Raw genomic sequence first — 15,843 nt, 5'->3', positions numbered from 1 at the left:
TTTGCAGAAAATTTTTAAGAAGGACCTATAAACATACAGTTTTATGAAGCAATTCAATGATGATAACTTCGTTCTGGAGACCCAGGTGGCACAGGACTTGTATCACAATCATGCGGCTAAGATGCCCATTATCGACTATCATTGTCATTTGATTCCTGAGATGGTGGCCAAAGACCACAAGTTTAAGAGCATAACCGAGTTGTGGTTGGGTGGCGACCACTATAAGTGGCGTGCTATGCGCACCAATGGTATCGACGAGAAGTATTGCACTGGTAAGGATACCACCGATTGGGAAAAGTTTGAGAAGTGGGCTGAGACCGTTCCTTATACTTTCCGTAACCCCCTTTATCACTGGACTCATCTGGAGTTGAAAACTGCCTTCGGTATTACCAAGCAGCTCTCGCCCAAGACAGCACGCGAGATTTTCGATGAGTGTAATGAGAAACTTCAGCAGCCAGAGTTCTCGGCTCGTGGACTGATGAAGCATTACAACGTGGAGTGTGTATGTACTACCGATGATCCTGTTGATGATCTGCATAACCACATTGAGTATGCCAAGACCAAGGCTAAGGACGATCCCATGATGATTCCTGCATGGCGTCCTGACAAGGCTATGAACATTGAGAAGGCTGAGTTCTCAAAGTATGTGGAGCAGTTGGCTGAGGTGAGCAATGTTAATATTGTGAAGTTTTCCGATATGGTTGATGCCTTGCAGAAGCGTCACGACTTCTTTGCTGAGAATGGTTGTAAGCTCTCTGACCATGGTATCGAGGAGTTCTACGATGAGGAATACACCGATTCTGAGATCGAGACTATCTTCGAGAAGGCTATGCGTGGTCAGTCGCTTTCAAAGTTGGAGATTCGTCAGTTCAAGAACTGCTTCCTGACAGTGATGGCTGAGATGGATGCTGATGCTGACTGGACACAGCAGTTCCACTATGGCGCTATCCGCGATAACAATACTAAGATGTTTAACCAGCTCGGTCCTGATACAGGTTTCGATTCTATTGGCGAGTTCAATACTGCTAAGGCTATGTCGACTTTCCTGAACAAGCTGAACATGAAGGATAAGCTTACACGTACCATCTTATATACTCTGAATCCTTGTGCCAACGAGGTGATTGCTACTATGCTGGGTAACTTCCAGGGTGGCGAGCCTGGCAAGATTCAGTTCGGTTCTGGTTGGTGGTTCAACGACCAGATGGACGGTATGGTTCGTCAGATGAATGCCCTTTCGGTTCTTGGTTTGCTGAGTCGCTTTGTAGGTATGCTTACTGATAGTCGTTCGTTCCTGAGTTATCCACGTCATGAGTACTTCCGTCGTATTCTCTGTAATATGCTTGGAAACGACGTTGAGAAGGGTCTGTTGCCTTGTGATATGGAGATTCTCAGTCGCATGGTTGAGGACATCAGTTATAACAACGCCCGACGCTACTTTAAATTCTACTAATAAAAAAAGAGGCCGCAGATTTTCGAATCTGCGGTTTTTTTTGTACCTTTGCCGCCAAATAAGATGTTGAAATGAGATATAACGCAGGCTATAATCGAGAGGGTGACTATGAGCACCTGGTGGTCAACGAGTCGATGCCGTTGTTGGAATGGCTGTTGGCCAATGTTCAGCAAAGTCGTTCAAAGATTAAGGCGACTCTGCAGGGTAGAGGTATCAAAGTAAACGGCAAGACCGTTAGTCAGTTTGATTTCCAGTTGGAACCAGGCATGAAGGTGGCTGTTAGTAAAACCAAGCGCAATCAGCAGTCGTTTAAGAGTCGTTACGTGAAAATCGTTTACGAGGATAAATGGCTGATTGTGATTGAGAAGGCTGAGGGCATTCTCTCTATGGCGGCTGGTCACTCAACATTGAACGTAAAGACGGTGCTGGATGATTATTTCAAGAAGTCGCGTCAGAAATGTACGGCACATGTGGTACACCGACTGGATCGTGATACCAGTGGACTGATGGTTTATGCCAAGGATATGGAAACCGAACAGATTCTGGAGCATAACTGGCATGATATCGTGTACGATCGCCGATATGTAGCTGTATGTTCAGGAGAAATGGAGAACGACGAGGGTACTATTGCCAACTGGCTGAAGGACAATAAGGCGTATGTTACTTATTCTTCGCCTACCGATAATGGTGGTAAGTATGCCGTTACGCATTATCATGTGTTAGACCGCACTACCGATTACTCGTTGGTAGAGTTCAAGCTCGAGACAGGTCGTAAGAATCAGATTCGTGTGCATTCGGCTGATATGGGACATCCTGTATGTGGTGATCCTAAGTACGGCAATGGCGATGATCCTATCCACCGTCTTTGTCTGCATGCCTGGTTGCTGTGCTTCCATCACCCTGTAACTGGTGAGCCTATGGAGTTTGAAACACCTGTTCCTACTGCATTCAAAAAACTATTTAAGTAAAATGGGAAACGTGAGTTATTACATATTTGTGCTGGTAGCCATCGTGGTAGCCTTCTTGGTGATTAAGAAAGTTGCTTCTTGTCTCATCAAGTCGGCCATTCTGATTGCGATGGTAGTGGCACTTGCAGCTATTTACTTTCTGTATCTGAGATAGCTGCTTCTTCTGGGAAAATACGGTCGAAAGCCTCACGAAGTTGTTGTGGCTGTTCGATAATGGTTCTCAATTCGTTGAGTCGCTTGGCGTTCGGCGAATTGGGAATCCATAGTTTAATATAGCCGTCCTTTGAGTACTTGCTGGCCATATGCTCTTTGAAGCGAGCCCAATGTTCCTCTACTGATTTCTCGGGATAGTTAGCCAAACCGAACTGGATACAGCGACGAATAATACGGTCGGGATCGATGTCTCTATCAGCTTCGGCCACAATCTTGCCGTATATAGAACGGGGACTGCGACTGGCTGATGCACGATGATCCTCTACGGCCTCTTTCATAATCTTGATCTGTTCGATCGAGAACCATTTTTTCAGGCGGGCATCAGCTGCCAGAATCTTACCGCCACGCATATGGTGATCGGCGCGATGGCCGCACATGCCCAGATCGTGGTAGGCAGCAATGGTATAAACCATGTTGACGTCAGCTCCCGTAGCCCTAACCAGCTCGAGAGAATTGCGTATAACTCTTGTGACGTGCTCCATGTTATGTGCACGGTCAAACTCAGCGTATTTTGGGAGAATCTGTGTCTCGATAAACTCCACTAAATCCAGACTCGGGGTATTGCTTGTCATAAAAAGTTTTGATTTTCTTTGCAAATTTACAAAAAAGTAGTTACTTTTGCAAGAAATTTTAAGAAAATTATGGCAGAAGAACAAAAAATTGTGACGGATTCGGCTAAAGCATGGTTGTTGGCCGCCCGTCCAAAAACATTATCAGGAGCTGCGGTTCCTGTGATGATAGGTATGGCTTTGGCATATTCTGATGCGGCACAGTTTGGTGAAGGAACTTTTAGTTGGGTTGCAGCATTGCTGTGCTTGCTGTTCGCCTTTGCCATGCAGATAGATGCCAACTTTATCAACGATTTTTTTGATTTTGTAAATGGTACCGATGATGCAGAAACACGATTAGGTCCTCGAAGAGCTTGTGCACAAGGTTGGGTTAAACTTGATTCGATGAAGAAAGCGATTGCCTTGACAACCTGCATAGCTTGTGTGATTGGTTTGCCGCTAGTGTATTATGGCGGTTTCGAGATGGTGCTGGTTGGAATGATATGTGTGATATTTGCATTCCTTTATACCACGTGGTTCTCGTATCAAGGCTTAGGCGATTTGTTGGTACTTGTGTTTTTTGGTTTGGTTCCTGTCTGCTGTACCTATTATATCCAGCTTCATGAGTTTACTTGGGAACTGGTACTTGCTTCGATAGCTTGTGGACTGGTTATCGATGCGCTTCTGATTGTGAATAATTTCCGCGACAGAGATAACGATCGTCAGGCTGGTAAGAATACCATTATTGTGCGTTTAGGTGCTAAAGCTGGTTTGCAATTGTATATCGGTGTAGGTGTAGGCGCTATGATTCTTGGTGGTATATTCCTATTGAATGGTCATCTGCTTGCCTTTGTATTTCCGTTTATCTATCTGTTGCTTCATTTTATGACGTATTTGAAGATAAAGCGTATATATCAAGGAAAAGCGCTGAATCTCTGCTTAGGAGAAACAGCGCGTAATATCTTTATCTATGGTGTTTGCGTGAGTCTTGGACTTCTGCTGCTTTAGTTGAAGAAAGGCCACGAAACACCAAAGTGTAGTACTGATCCGTTGGTGGGATAGTGTGGTGTGAGGAACTTCATGTGGTTTGCACCACTGTTTACTACATTAGTCATTACCAGGAAGAATCTTACACCCTTCAGTGTCATGTTAGCATATACATCAATAAAGGGGAACTCACCTAATTCAACACGGCTGGCCTCGTTTTTCTGAACTGCAAACTGGTTGATGGCAGGACAGAAATCAGGGGCGTAATACTTGGTAAAGTAGGTGGCATCAGCACCCAGTTCTACACCCAGCACCTTGGCTATCTTAAACTTCAGGTAAAGATTGGTGAAGATATTCAGGTCGGGCAAGGGTAAAACTTCCTTGTTGCTGGATTTCTGATAGGTGATGACGTTCTCCCAGTTCAGTGGGCCCAAGCGGAAATTCTGATGCAGCTGAGCTGTAAGTATCTGGATATTCTCGCCTTCCTGATAAACACCTGCGGTCATATTCTTACGTCCTCCATTATCGGTCAGGTCGTAACTCATACCGTAGTAGGTGTAGTTCTTGATATTTTCGGCAGCTATACGCAGTTTGGTATTGGTCTTCTGATAACTGAACAGACCCTCAATGCGACTGCGTTTTTCTCTGTCGAAATTGTTATCCCACCAGATATGCTTAGAGTGATAGGTGGCTTGCAGGAATACAGGGTTGCACTGCTGATAGAAAGCTGATGCTGCCAGCTGGACGGTATCGCCGAATAATGGGAAGTTAAGATCGGTACTGAAGTCGATAGTCATGTCGCCAGCATCGGCTCCCGAAAGCCATCTCTCGGCAGTAAGGTTGAAATGCAGCGTCTTACCTTGCGTCTTACTCAACTGGGCACCGAATGTAAGGTTATACTCTTTCCATTTATTCCAAAGCAGCAAATCATTTTCAAATTCAGGCATCTGGTAGGTGTTGTGTTCGTACGATACAAATGCCTTTAATCCGGCCTTTACGTATTTATTGAAACCTTCGAGCAGGGCCAATGCCAACGTGTTCTTGATATGCTGGTGCTTGACTTGATCGTAAATCGAGTCGTTGCCGTATGTCAAACCCTGTTTATAATAGGTGTTCTGATAATAATTTGTTGGCGTGCTATAGGCCTGATAGATGTGGTTGTAGTTGCTGATATCGAGTGTGTGGATGAAACTGGTAACAGGTACGTACTCGCGTTTCATCGTGGCGTCGATAGAATCTTGAATAGCCTGCAAGCGATTCAAACTATCGATGGCAGCCTGACCGTCAATTTTTATGCGGGTGGTGTCGGCAGCTATATCGAGTGAGTCTCTTTGTGGTTCTTTGCCTACTACTTTAGCTCCTTCTGGGCGGCCGGTAGGCTTTATGGCCTCTTTTTCTTTACGCAATTCTCTCTCATCGGCATTCTTCTGCTCTTTTTCAGCCTCGTGCTCCTTCATGGATTCCTTGGCAAACTGGCGGGCCTTGATTTCTTCGTCGGTCATCTTTACCATGCGATAGAAACCAATGTTGTAACGATGACTCAGGAACAGGTGCTGGTGGTCGTTACGATTCCAATTCTTGGAGAGTACGGTAGGAATTTCACTTTCAGTATAATTGTCGGTAAAAGATTCGGGATGGGTTACGTAGTCGTCAGTTGTGATACCACCATTCTCTGAAGTCTTCTGGTGAGCTGCATTAAAGAAGAAATGCATCTGATAACGATCGCCTAAATACGAACCAAACAAGGTACCGTTAAAGTGTGAAACGTTCTGATTGCTGTAATAGCCGCGAGCATAAGCATAATCCAAATCGAATCCGAAGTTGAGACGCTTGTTGGCATTTACTGCGAATTTGGCATCGATATGGTCCTCACCGTTGGTCTTGTCGCCGCAATTGTCGTATAGTACGCTAGTGTAGGGCGACAAAGTATTCATGTATAGCAATGCATCAGGTTTCTTGTTCACAAAACTATAAGGTTCGGTGAATATGAAGTATTCGCCATAAGGACGGTCGATAAAGATACGACTCAGTCGGGCGGTGTAATTGCTTCCTGTGGTGTTATAGTCGCCATACATGCCACTATTGAAAGTGGTATTCATAAACAAGTGCGACAGGGTGTCGGGTTCTGTAGGAATTACATCACCAAACCTTCTGTCTATGGTCCACGTATAGAGTCCCTTGGGGATCTCTTTATGCTGTGTGGAATCCTTGCTGTGCTTGTTGAAGTTCTCGCTTCGGCGGCTTACATTTCCGTTCTCATCAATCTGATTGAAATCACGATCGGTCTGAGCGCTGACATGAGTCAGCGCCAATAGTGCTACGATAAGTGTGTATAGTCTTCTGTACATGGATTATTTGATCATTCGCATAGACGATTCGGCTAGCTTGAAGCACATAGAGAATAAAATGATGTACAAACCGAGGGTATGTCGTTCTTCGTTCTTAGAGAGAAAAAAATACAGTCCCACGATTGCACCAATCATAAAGATAAAATTCAGAATATTGCGTATCTGGTCTTTGCTCATGTTATTTATTTATCGTTTAACAACGTATTGAACTTATTGAAGATAAAGTCCTTACGGTCAATAGTTTTGCGGCGGAACTTAGCCGAGAGAGGATAGAGCTTAGTGTGCTTCTTATTAACGGCATATTTGTCGGTAATCCATTCTTCGGCAGTATAGCGTACGGGTTTGCGATCGATGTCGTAGTTATACGAAATGTGGGCGATTTTTACATCGGCCTGCTCGTCACTGCATTTTACAATCAGCTGGAAGTTAAACTGTGTGCGGTCGAGTGACAGTGTGGTGTTCTTGAATACCAGCCACTCGTGGAATACGGCACCCAGCTCATGCTTATCGGCGTCCTTAATGGCAACGGCGCTATTGGCAATCTGGTTGGGCTCGTTTACCATTTTTTCCATCTGCTTAAGCAGAATGTCGTAAATCTGTTGAGCCGATTTGCCTGGCGCTTTGATAGTGGTTTGCCAGCAAACCTTTCCATTAACCTCTGGTACTGCACCATCTGCCAGATATTTGGCGTCTGGGTTTACTGTTGGAACTGGTTCCTGTTCGATACGCTCCCAAGTATTGTCCTGAGCCGAAGCTATTACAGGCATTGCCATCAGTATGGCTATCAAAAACTTTTTCATATAACCTTTTTTATATTAATAAAACCGTGCAAAAGTACTAATTTATTTTTAAATTTTCGCACGGATTACACGGATTAACACGGATTTTATGTTTTTTTACTTCAATTCCAGCTCTTTCTGCAATCTAACTATCTCATCGCGATATTGTGCTGCTTGCAGGAAGTCGAGCTGTTTGGCAGCTTCTTTCATCTTGCGTGTAGTCTCTTCAATCAGTTTTTCCATCTGAGGTCGGGTCATGCGTTCCTCTATCGGGTCGGCAGCCACTCTCACACCAGCATCGCCGTTTTCGGCAGCCATCGAGAAGTTACGCATCAGCTCTTTCGTGTCGGCACGGTTCTCCTTCTGCAAGGCGTTGAAACTCAGGTTCTTCACAATCTGCTTTGGAGTGATGCGATGCTCCTCGTTATACTTCATCTGTTTCAGGCGGCGGCGCAGGGTTTCGTCGATGGTTAGCTGCATCGATGCCGTGATAGTGTCGGCATACATGATTACCTTGCCGTTAACGTTACGGGCGGCTCGACCGGCTGTCTGAGTTAAGCTGCGATGACTGCGCAAAAAGCCTTCTTTATCGGCATCGAGGATGGCAACCAGTGATACTTCGGGCAGGTCGAGACCTTCACGAAGCAGGTTTACACCTACCAGTACGTCGTAAACGCCTTGGCGCAAATCGCTCAGAATCTTTACACGGTCCAGTGTGGCTACATCGCTATGGATGTAGGCGGTTTTTACGCTGTGGTTCAGCAGATATTCTGTGAGTTCCTCGGCCATGCGTTTGGTCAGTGTGGTGATGAGTACACGCTCGCCACGATGACTACGGGTCAGGATTTCGTCCATCAAGTCGTCAATCTGATTCTCGCTGGGACGTACTTCAATCTCAGGGTCGAGCAGTCCTGTAGGACGGATAACTTGTTCAACCACTACGCCCTCGGCCTCATTCAACTCGTAATCGGCTGGGGTAGCGCTCACGTAGATTACCTGATTCACTTCCTGCTGAAATTCTTCGAACTTCAACGGACGGTTGTCGAAGGCGGCGGGCAAACGGAATCCATATTCCACCAGGTTCTGCTTACGACTGCGGTCGCCACCATACATAGCGCTGATTTGGGGGACACTTACGTGACTCTCATCTATGATGAGCAGATAGTCGTCGGGGAAGAAATCAAGCAGACAGTAAGGGCGCTCGCCGGCTTGGCGACCATCAAAATAACGACTATAGTTCTCGATACCTGAGCAATGCCCCAGTTCCTTAATCATTTCCATGTCGTACTCTACGCGTTCCTTAATACGTTGAGCCTTAATGGTATCGCCAATCTCTTCGAAATAGAGAACCTGCTTCATCAGGTCGTCCTGAATCTGATGGATGGCGATGTTGGTTTGCTCTTGCGAGGTCATGAAAAGGTTAGCTGGGTACAGGCGGTATTCGTCGAAACTGGCCAGTCGGTCAAAGGTAACGGCATCCATCTCTTCGATGGCATCTATCTCATCGTCCCAGAATGTGATACGGAGTACCACCTCGCTATAGGCCATCGCTATATCTACGGTATCACCCTTTACACGGAAGTTACCACGCTGCAAATCTAGGTCGTTTCTTACGTATAATGCGGCTACTAACTTTCTTAACAAAGCGTTGCGGTCGAGTATCTGACCTTTCTTCAGCTCGATCACATTCTCCTGAAGCGCTACCGGGCTTCCCATACCATATATGCATGATACAGATGACACCACAACTACATCGTTACGACCTGAAAGCAGATTGGATACGGCGGATAGACGCAAACGGTCGATCTCGTCGTTGATAGCCAGGTCTTTTTCGATATAAGTGTCGGTGGTGGGAAGATATGCTTCTGGCTGATAGTAGTCATAATAGCTTACATAATACTCTACGGCATTCTGCGGAAAGAAACCTTTCATCTCCTCGTAAAGCTGAGCAGCCAATGTCTTGTTATGACTCAGAATCAGGGTAGGGCGATTGTGTTGCGCAATCACGTTTGCCATCGTAAATGTCTTACCCGATCCCGTTACTCCAAGCAGTACCTGAGCACGGTCTCCGCGATCCAATCCCTCAGTTAACTGACGTATCGCCTCGGGCTGATCGCCAGTGGGTTTATATTCCGATGTTAGTATAAATTTGCTCATTGAGTGTGCAAAGATACGAATAAGTTATTAAAAAAACATCAAAAAACGCCAAAAACCTTACATAAAACTTTGTTATTTGACCGAAAAGTGCTAATTTTGCACCCCGAATATGAATAAAGGTATCATAACATTGGCATGTGCGGCATTACTGCTTAGCAGTTGCGCCTCAGAGTTTAACAGTGTCTACAAGTATGGCGACACTGATTATCAGTATGAGTATGCTAAAGAAGCATTCGCATGTGGAAAATTCCAGCAGGCTACTTCGCTGTTGGAAGAATTGGTGACTATCAAGAAAGGCTCTGACGAAGCTCAGGAGTGTCTATATATGTTGGGTATGGCTCAGTATGGTAATATGGATTACGATGCTGCTTCGGAGACTTTCAAGAAATATACAACAAGCTATCCTCGTGGTACTTATGCTGAGTTGGCTTACTTCTATGTAGGTCAGTCGTTGTATCAGAGTGCCCCCGAGCCTCGACTGGATCAGTCGCCTACTAATGGCGCCATTACTGCCTACCAACAGTTTATGGATCTCTATCCCGAGTCAACACTTCGTCCTCAGGCTCAGTCTCGTTTGTACGAGCTCCATGAGAAGCTGATTCAGAAGGAGTATCTCTCAGCCGAGTTGTATTATAATCTGGGTGGCTACTTCGGTAACATCAACTCAAACGAGGAGAGTAACTACAATGCTTGTATCATTACGGCTCAGAACTGCCTGAAGAACTATCCTTACTGCAGTATTCGCGAGGATTTGATGCTGCTTATTATGAAGGCTAAGTTCGAGTTGGCCGAGAACAGTTCGGAGGAGAAGCGTATGGATCGCTATCGCGATGCCGAGGATGAGTGCTACGGATTCCTGAACGAGTTCCCTGAGTCGAAGAATGCCGCTATGGCCGAGAAGTTTATCAATAAGTGCAAAAAAGTTATTAAAGATTAAGATATGGATTATAAGAAGTCAAAAGCACCGGTTAACACCGTAACACGTAACATTATGGATCTGTGTGAGGACACAGGTAACATCTACGAGAGTGTAGCTATCATTGGCAAGCGCGCCAATCAGATTAGTCTGCAGATTAAGGACGATCTCTCTAAGAAGCTGGCTGAGTTCGCTTCATATAACGATTCACTCGAGGAGGTATTCGAGAATCGTGAGCAGATTGAGATTTCTCGTTACTACGAAAAGCTGCCAAAACCAAGTCTTCTGGCTACTCAGGAGTTTATTGAGGATAAGGTTTACTGGCGTGATCCTTCTCGCGAGAACCAGAACCAGGAAGATTAATATGATACAGCGTAAGCAGACATTATATCTTTTGGCGGCCATTATTATGACCGTCATTTGTCTTTGTATGCAGATAGGCTCATTCAAACTGGGTGGTATCTCTGTGGCAAAGGTGTATAACCTTTGGTACACCGACCCCATTGGCAAGCATCATTTTGATACATGGCCCTTGATGGCTGTTCTGCTACCTACAGCAGTAATCGCTACCTATACCATATTTATATATAACAACCGTAAGATGCAGGCTTTGTTCTGCCTGTTCAATGTGTTGTTTATCATTGGCTGGTATGTGGTATTCTTTGTTGTAGGTCAGATGGTGGGCGATAAGTCGTGGGGAGCTGTCAGTTTCCGCCCCTCATGGCCTGCAGTGTTCCCTGCAATTGCCCTGATACTTTACCTGATGGCTCGCCGAGCTATCCTGGCAGACGAAAAGTTAGTCCGCTCAATGGACAGAATCCGATAAAACAAAGTAATCCCCTCCAAATTTTGGAGGGGATTATTGTTAAGGTTAGGCAATTTTCTTTCGGAACTTTTTGTTTGTGCCAACTCCGATTTCTTCAATCAGATTGAACTTTTTCCATCGGCTTACTGAGCTGCGATAGGATGAGTCGCTATAGCCAGGGCCCTTGGCGTCCTTCACATCAGCGTAGGTAAACTCCTTGGGCAGTTTGTCGTAGGTGGTCTTGTCGCTGATGGTGCGTACCTCGGCAGGGGCGTTCTGCGCCTGCTGACTCTCAATAAGATTGCCCAGCAGTCGCATCTGTGTATCCAGACAGTAGTCGGCCATCATTAGCATAAAATCTACGCAGGCTTTCGATTCGTGCTCCTCGCCTGAAAGGAGATAGAACACTACGGCACAACGGAAGCCGATGACAGCTGCACGACGGCGGAAGTTATCCATCACTTCATCGTTATTCTTGAGGCAGAATATGCGTTTCTCTTCAGCCCATTTGCTGATGGCTTTGCGCAAGCGAGGGGTGTCAACATAGCCTTTCAGTTCGCTCAGTTTGCGGGCGGCCTGCTGGATGGCTTCCTGTTCCTCGTCTGATAAGGGACGATACTTGGGCATCTTGGCAAAGCGGGTGTCGGGTAGCTCTGATATTAGTACGCGTCCACCCAGTCCATTCTCGGCATTGTCGCGCTGAAAGCACTTGTTAAGCGAACCATAGGTACCAAAGATGGTCCAGTTGTAGATTACCTGTACATCGCCCGATTCGGCCTGATCGCTGTTGTAATCCTGACCCCATTCGGCGCGGTCGAACGAGTAGCGATAGATATCGTACTTAGCGCTCCAGTTGCCTGCCGAATTGGTTTTCAGCAGCGTGTCGAGCTCTTCACAGAACGAGTACATGCAATGGCCAGCAGCATTCTTGAGTCGCTTCAGTAGGGTAGAGCACGATACCGTGATGGGCAGCTTGCGGATGGGAAACTTGGGCATCTCTTCTGCACGCTCGTTTGACTTGCGGCACTTGTTCTTCTGCTTGATTTCATCCTCCTGACGGCGATAGGCATCCGACTCGTCTTTCAGAATCTTCATCCAGCACTCTACGGCCTCTTTACAACCTGATTTACCTCCAGCCTGGCGGGCTACGATAATCGACATCAGTCCGAGGTACTGCTTCTTCTCGTCGGCATACATCACTTCTACCTGGTCGGCATAGGTGGCTGCAATGGGCATGATGGCGCACAGTACGTTCATCTGCATCTCCTTGGGTGCGGCCATTACGGGCTCGCGCAGGCCCGAGGGCAGCAGCTTGGCTATCAGTTTGCGGCGATGCTTGTCGCTGGTTTCCTGGGCATCTTCGGCTTCGATGGCTTCTTCATCGTCGTTGTCGCCAAAGGTCTCGGCCAGTATTTCACGCTGGCGCTTGGTAAGGGCGGCATTAGGATCGGTGGCCTTGTAGAAGTCGTCGATAAGCTTCTGGCAATCCTGCTCCTTGGCATACTCAGGGGTGAGATGGCGTACGATGGCTATCATCTGTGCCTTGGGAATCAATCGGCAGGCTCCAACAGAGAAGATGCTTAGCAGCGAGTTGTGGCGAACACCTTCAATCTGCAACGAGCGCTCAGAGAGACCTGCATCATCCATAAACTCATTGAATGCCTTGAGGTAGCGCATGTCGAGCTTCGCGGGTACATCATTAATAGTAGCTGCTTCCATCTCGGCCTTTGCTGTTGTTGTAGCGCTGTTGTCCTCCCAAGGGCGATAGTGCTTGTTGGCTTTCTTGGCGCCTGCGGGCACCTCTTCCTGTTTGTTCTTCTCGCGCTCCTTCAGCGTTTTGTACTCCTGTTCGCTCTCTTCGATGGTCATCTTTTCGTCGAAGATAGCATCGTCGAGATACAGCAGCTCACCTTCGTCGGCTGTGGTGGTGAACATCACGCGTCCCAGGTCGTGGGCACCATTATCCATCTCGGTCTGGGTGAGGATGGATACGCGTACCTGATTCTCCAGAATGGTCTTACCTTTCTCGCGGCGCAGCACCAGGTGCAGGCCGTAGCGTGCCGAGCGACTCATCTCAAGCAGACCGATTTCGCTTTTCATCTCCAACAGTTTCTTGGCGATGCGGTTGCTCTCGTCGAGGCTCTCACAATCGATGTCGTAGGCAAACATCGAGCTGGGGTGGCAGGCGCCTTCTACTTTGCCGTCGGGCATCAAGTCGTTGTAGGCAATCTGCAGTAGCTGCCTCTTGGCCACTTCGTCTCCCTTTCGGGCGAGTGTCAGGTTCAGACGGTTCTTCTCGCTGTTACGCAGGTTAAAGTACTCCTCCTTCGAGTTGATGGGCTGTGCCATCTTTTTTCCGTTCACAATTAAAATACGTTTCATATATTACTTAGTTTTGCTGGTTAGGCCTCCCCGGCACCGCGCCTTCGTTTGACCTTAGCGAGTGCAAAACTAGTAATAAAAATAATGCAAGATTGGATTCTTCCGGAGGTGTCCGAATGGGTGGTTTCTTAGTCCGAAAATAGTTTGTTGTGTAGTCCGAACGGGTGGTTTTTCGGACACCCGCTCGGACATAATTCTTTATTTGAATTTCTTGAAATCGTTTTTGTATTCATCATAGAGCTTGTCGTCGTACGGGCATTCTTTCTCCATGTCGGTATATGAGTAATAGCTTGAACTGTCGTTCTTGCATGAGTTACCAAATTCGTTGTCGAACCATGCGTACGAGGGCCTTTCGCAGAATGCACCCGATTGGAGTGCTGCGCGTATAGGGCGCGATGAACGTTTGGGGGTGGTTTGTCCATCAATCATCTTGTGCAGCATTTGCAGAATTAAATGGGCATTCTCTGGATGTTTGCAGTATTGTTTGGTTGCATTAATGCTCTCTGTACTTACAATATCTAAGTCGAAACCATATTTCCGACCACGACCATTAATTACGTCGTGGATAATCGCTATCTGGTCGAGCATCAGCATAAATCTATCCAACAACCCCGAATCCTGTATGCCGTTTGCACCATAGGCATACTGCGCTACATATTTCCATCCGTCTTGCTCCTTCATGCACATCATCCAATGTTGGCCTGCCTCGGTGCCAGCAAACTGGTTAATGAGTTCGGTACGTTTCTTACTCAGCATTTGGAGTTTTAATGCAGGTGGTGCTGATTTTAGCAAATGCTCAACTTGGGGGATTGAGGTGCCGTACGAGGCTAATAGTCGTGTAGCAAATATCCATTCGGCACGCTTGTCGCTGTCGGCATCCAGTAGTTCTTGTTCTTTTATATTCCAAGGCTTTTCGCCCTCATTGCGTACCAATCCGTAAACCTCACTTCTTATTGCGGTTAAATCAAATGTTTGGTTGAGTTCGCTATCTGAAAGATTTACGAATTCTTTGCGCGCTGTTGAGTGGGGGGCTTCTTCGTCAAAACTTCTCATAGTGTTGCTAGCTTTTGTGTGGTTAATCCTCGGGTTTTGCTGCAGCTTCTCTCCAATACAGGCGGCTGAAGTAATCCAGCAGGTAGCCTTGTTCTATCGAGTAGCCTTTGCCGTAATTAATGTCGTAGCCCTGTGCTTGCAGTTTTTCGGCTGCCATTTTTACCATGTCCTGTGCATAGTTTTCTTTTCCAGCCTCGCTCCAGATGTATGGGCGTGAGGGCAGACTGCTGATGGCGGTTTTCAGGGTGTCGCGTGCAATAGCACCCAGTTCGTCGTCGATGTTCTTAGGTAGCAATCCCCACATGGCATCATGCAGTACTATTTCATCCATCGATAGTCCATGCTGCTTGCCATCGGCTATGTGAGCGTTCACCTCGTCAACTTTGGCTATCACTATGTTTACAAAATCTTTTGCTGCCAGCTTGCCACTCTCGTAGTCGCTCCATTCGTACCAGCTGTCGGCATAAAAATCCTGGGCGGCATCGTAGTAGTTCGATATCTTATCCAACTCCACACGTCGTACTATGTAGGCTGTCCATGCGGCAACATCGTGCAGCGGAGTGGTTTCCAGCCATGTTCGCAGTTCTTTGTTGTCGAGTGTGAACTGTGGGGCGTACATGGCGTTTATCTGCTCCGTAAAGTCATCGTCGTTCCAATGCGGCTCGCAAACTATGGTATCTTCGCGCGCGCACGTACCTTTTAATATAACGTTAATATCGAATGGCTTGTGAGTTATCAAGTGCCAAGCCAGTGCTTGCAGCGGTGTTTGCCCCTCGCGACGGCAGATGTCGAACTGCGGGTCGGCCAATAGTTGGTCAAGCTTTTCAAGTGATTCAATTGTGTATTGCATAAATTTGGTAAGTTTACTGTTATTGCTTGCAAAGGTACGGCTTTTTATTTAACCCACCAAATGTTTTCGAGGCTATTGTGTCTTATACTGATATAGGTTGACACATTTAGAAACTTAATAAATGTGTTAGACTTATGAGAATTTTAAATCCAAGGATTCCAGAAGAGAAGAAAGCGGAGATTATTTCTGCTTATTTGAATGGTACCAACAGTTATGAAGAGTTGGGAAAGTACTACAATGTTGAACCAAGTACGATAAGATGTTGGGTAAGCCGGTACAGAAAATCAAAAAATGTTGTATCTTTGCAGGCGGATACCAAACCGCTTGAAGATATGGCACGTAAAAAGAAAGAGGAGAAATCTCCTGAGGTACTGGCACTCGAAGCTC

The 15,843-nt window shown here is 46.4% G+C and carries 15 protein-coding genes; 8 read left to right on the top strand and 7 right to left on the bottom strand.

Features of this window, described 5'->3' with window-relative positions; all coding sequences use genetic code 11:
* Nucleotides 1-43 precede the first annotated feature (43 nt).
* From uxaC to T500_RS17160, 3 genes are all read left to right on the top strand, one after another.
* A complete protein-coding gene (gene uxaC / locus T500_RS0110140; RefSeq protein WP_028908017.1) occupies nucleotides 44-1,450 on the top strand; it encodes a glucuronate isomerase in 1,407 nt (468 codons plus the stop codon).
* A 71-nt stretch (nucleotides 1,451-1,521) separates the two neighbouring features.
* Nucleotides 1,522-2,418 carry an RluA family pseudouridine synthase gene (locus T500_RS0110135; protein ID WP_028908016.1) on the top strand — a complete coding sequence of 299 codons (897 nt, stop codon included), beginning with the start codon at nucleotides 1,522-1,524 and terminating at the stop codon, nucleotides 2,416-2,418.
* A 1-nt stretch (nucleotide 2,419) separates the two neighbouring features.
* A complete protein-coding gene (locus tag T500_RS17160; RefSeq protein WP_170857807.1) occupies nucleotides 2,420-2,572 on the top strand; it encodes a hypothetical protein in 153 nt (50 codons plus the stop codon).
* On the opposite strand, the gene T500_RS0110125 is transcribed toward T500_RS17160, so the two are convergent.
* On the bottom strand, nucleotides 2,547-3,203 hold the full coding sequence (locus tag T500_RS0110125; RefSeq protein WP_013064404.1) for an HD domain-containing protein: 657 nt from the start codon (nucleotides 3,201-3,203) through the stop codon (nucleotides 2,547-2,549). The two genes, T500_RS17160 and T500_RS0110125, sit on opposite strands and share 26 nt — an antisense overlap.
* Before the next feature lie 69 nt (nucleotides 3,204-3,272).
* On the opposite strand from T500_RS0110125, the gene menA reads away from it, so the two are divergent.
* Nucleotides 3,273-4,187: a 1,4-dihydroxy-2-naphthoate octaprenyltransferase gene (menA, locus tag T500_RS0110120; RefSeq protein WP_028908015.1), complete on the top strand. Its 915-nt coding sequence runs from the start codon at nucleotides 3,273-3,275 to the stop codon at nucleotides 4,185-4,187.
* Here the strand turns inward: menA and T500_RS0110115 are convergent.
* From T500_RS0110115 to uvrB, 3 genes are all read right to left on the bottom strand, one after another.
* Nucleotides 4,184-6,514 carry a putative porin gene (locus T500_RS0110115; RefSeq protein ID WP_028908014.1) on the bottom strand — a complete coding sequence of 777 codons (2,331 nt, stop codon included), beginning with the start codon at nucleotides 6,512-6,514 and terminating at the stop codon, nucleotides 4,184-4,186. The genes menA and T500_RS0110115 overlap by 4 nt on opposite strands.
* Nucleotides 6,515-6,696: 182 nt before the next feature.
* The gene (locus T500_RS15765) at nucleotides 6,697-7,314 is read right to left on the bottom strand and encodes a DUF4468 domain-containing protein (protein WP_036908971.1); all 618 of its coding nucleotides are present in this window, start codon (nucleotides 7,312-7,314) and stop codon (nucleotides 6,697-6,699) included.
* Between the two features lie 96 nt (nucleotides 7,315-7,410).
* Nucleotides 7,411-9,450, bottom strand: a complete 2,040-nt coding sequence (gene uvrB / locus T500_RS0110100) for an excinuclease ABC subunit UvrB (protein WP_028908012.1) — start codon at nucleotides 9,448-9,450, stop codon at nucleotides 7,411-7,413.
* A 109-nt stretch (nucleotides 9,451-9,559) separates the two neighbouring features.
* Between uvrB and T500_RS0110095 the strand changes: the two genes are divergently transcribed.
* Genes T500_RS0110095 through T500_RS0110085 form a run of 3 tightly spaced genes read left to right on the top strand, consistent with a single transcriptional unit; the run spans nucleotide 9,560 to nucleotide 11,192 of the window.
* Nucleotides 9,560-10,387: an outer membrane protein assembly factor BamD gene (locus T500_RS0110095; RefSeq protein WP_028908011.1), complete on the top strand. Its 828-nt coding sequence runs from the start codon at nucleotides 9,560-9,562 to the stop codon at nucleotides 10,385-10,387.
* A gap of 3 nt (nucleotides 10,388-10,390) precedes the next feature.
* Entirely contained in the window at nucleotides 10,391-10,729 is a 339-nt protein-coding gene (locus tag T500_RS0110090) for a DNA-directed RNA polymerase subunit omega (protein ID WP_013063820.1), read from the top strand.
* Nucleotide 10,730: 1 nt separating this feature from the next.
* Nucleotides 10,731-11,192 carry a DUF4293 domain-containing protein gene (locus tag T500_RS0110085; protein WP_028908010.1) on the top strand — a complete coding sequence of 154 codons (462 nt, stop codon included), beginning with the start codon at nucleotides 10,731-10,733 and terminating at the stop codon, nucleotides 11,190-11,192.
* 45 nt (nucleotides 11,193-11,237) lie between these two features.
* On the opposite strand, the gene T500_RS15760 is transcribed toward T500_RS0110085, so the two are convergent.
* The 3 genes from T500_RS15760 to T500_RS0110070 all read right to left on the bottom strand — a co-directional run bounded on the left by T500_RS15760 (nucleotide 11,238) and on the right by T500_RS0110070 (nucleotide 15,456).
* Nucleotides 11,238-13,553 carry a hypothetical protein gene (locus tag T500_RS15760; protein WP_155267509.1) on the bottom strand — a complete coding sequence of 772 codons (2,316 nt, stop codon included), beginning with the start codon at nucleotides 13,551-13,553 and terminating at the stop codon, nucleotides 11,238-11,240.
* 198 nt (nucleotides 13,554-13,751) lie between these two features.
* Entirely contained in the window at nucleotides 13,752-14,606 is an 855-nt protein-coding gene (locus tag T500_RS0110075; RefSeq protein ID WP_155267508.1) for a hypothetical protein, read from the bottom strand.
* Nucleotides 14,607-14,628: 22 nt separating this feature from the next.
* Entirely contained in the window at nucleotides 14,629-15,456 is an 828-nt protein-coding gene (locus T500_RS0110070) for a hypothetical protein (RefSeq protein WP_028908008.1), read from the bottom strand.
* Nucleotides 15,457-15,590: 134 nt separating this feature from the next.
* Between T500_RS0110070 and T500_RS0110065 the strand changes: the two genes are divergently transcribed.
* A partial coding sequence (locus T500_RS0110065; protein ID WP_028908007.1) for a helix-turn-helix domain-containing protein occupies nucleotides 15,591-15,843 on the top strand: 253 nt, incomplete at its 3' end.

Origin of the sequence: Xylanibacter ruminicola Ga6B6 (assembly GCF_000687715.1) — a bacterium.
GTDB classification, from domain to species: Bacteria; Bacteroidota; Bacteroidia; order Bacteroidales; family Bacteroidaceae; genus Prevotella; species Prevotella ruminicola_B.
The sequence above is the reverse complement of the archived record's forward strand: the minus strand, read 5'-3'. Positions and strand labels throughout refer to the sequence as shown.

What these genes read in the sequence shown, in the direction of transcription:
- uxaC (WP_028908017.1), top strand. Translation starts at nt 44, where the DNA reads ATGAAGCAATTCAATGATGATAACTTCGTTCTGGAGACCCAGGTGGCA.
- T500_RS0110135 (WP_028908016.1), top strand. Translation starts at nt 1,522, where the DNA reads ATGAGATATAACGCAGGCTATAATCGAGAGGGTGACTATGAGCACCTG.
- T500_RS17160 (WP_170857807.1), top strand. Translation starts at nt 2,420, where the DNA reads ATGGGAAACGTGAGTTATTACATATTTGTGCTGGTAGCCATCGTGGTA.
- T500_RS0110125 (WP_013064404.1), bottom strand. Translation starts at nt 3,203, where the DNA reads ATGACAAGCAATACCCCGAGTCTGGATTTAGTGGAGTTTATCGAGACA.
- menA (WP_028908015.1), top strand. Translation starts at nt 3,273, where the DNA reads ATGGCAGAAGAACAAAAAATTGTGACGGATTCGGCTAAAGCATGGTTG.
- T500_RS0110115 (WP_028908014.1), bottom strand. Translation starts at nt 6,514, where the DNA reads ATGTACAGAAGACTATACACACTTATCGTAGCACTATTGGCGCTGACT.
- T500_RS15765 (WP_036908971.1), bottom strand. Translation starts at nt 7,314, where the DNA reads ATGAAAAAGTTTTTGATAGCCATACTGATGGCAATGCCTGTAATAGCT.
- uvrB (WP_028908012.1), bottom strand. Translation starts at nt 9,450, where the DNA reads ATGAGCAAATTTATACTAACATCGGAATATAAACCCACTGGCGATCAG.
- T500_RS0110095 (WP_028908011.1), top strand. Translation starts at nt 9,560, where the DNA reads ATGAATAAAGGTATCATAACATTGGCATGTGCGGCATTACTGCTTAGC.
- T500_RS0110090 (WP_013063820.1), top strand. Translation starts at nt 10,391, where the DNA reads ATGGATTATAAGAAGTCAAAAGCACCGGTTAACACCGTAACACGTAAC.
- T500_RS0110085 (WP_028908010.1), top strand. Translation starts at nt 10,731, where the DNA reads ATGATACAGCGTAAGCAGACATTATATCTTTTGGCGGCCATTATTATG.
- T500_RS15760 (WP_155267509.1), bottom strand. Translation starts at nt 13,553, where the DNA reads ATGAAACGTATTTTAATTGTGAACGGAAAAAAGATGGCACAGCCCATC.
- T500_RS0110075 (WP_155267508.1), bottom strand. Translation starts at nt 14,606, where the DNA reads ATGAGAAGTTTTGACGAAGAAGCCCCCCACTCAACAGCGCGCAAAGAA.
- T500_RS0110070 (WP_028908008.1), bottom strand. Translation starts at nt 15,456, where the DNA reads ATGCAATACACAATTGAATCACTTGAAAAGCTTGACCAACTATTGGCC.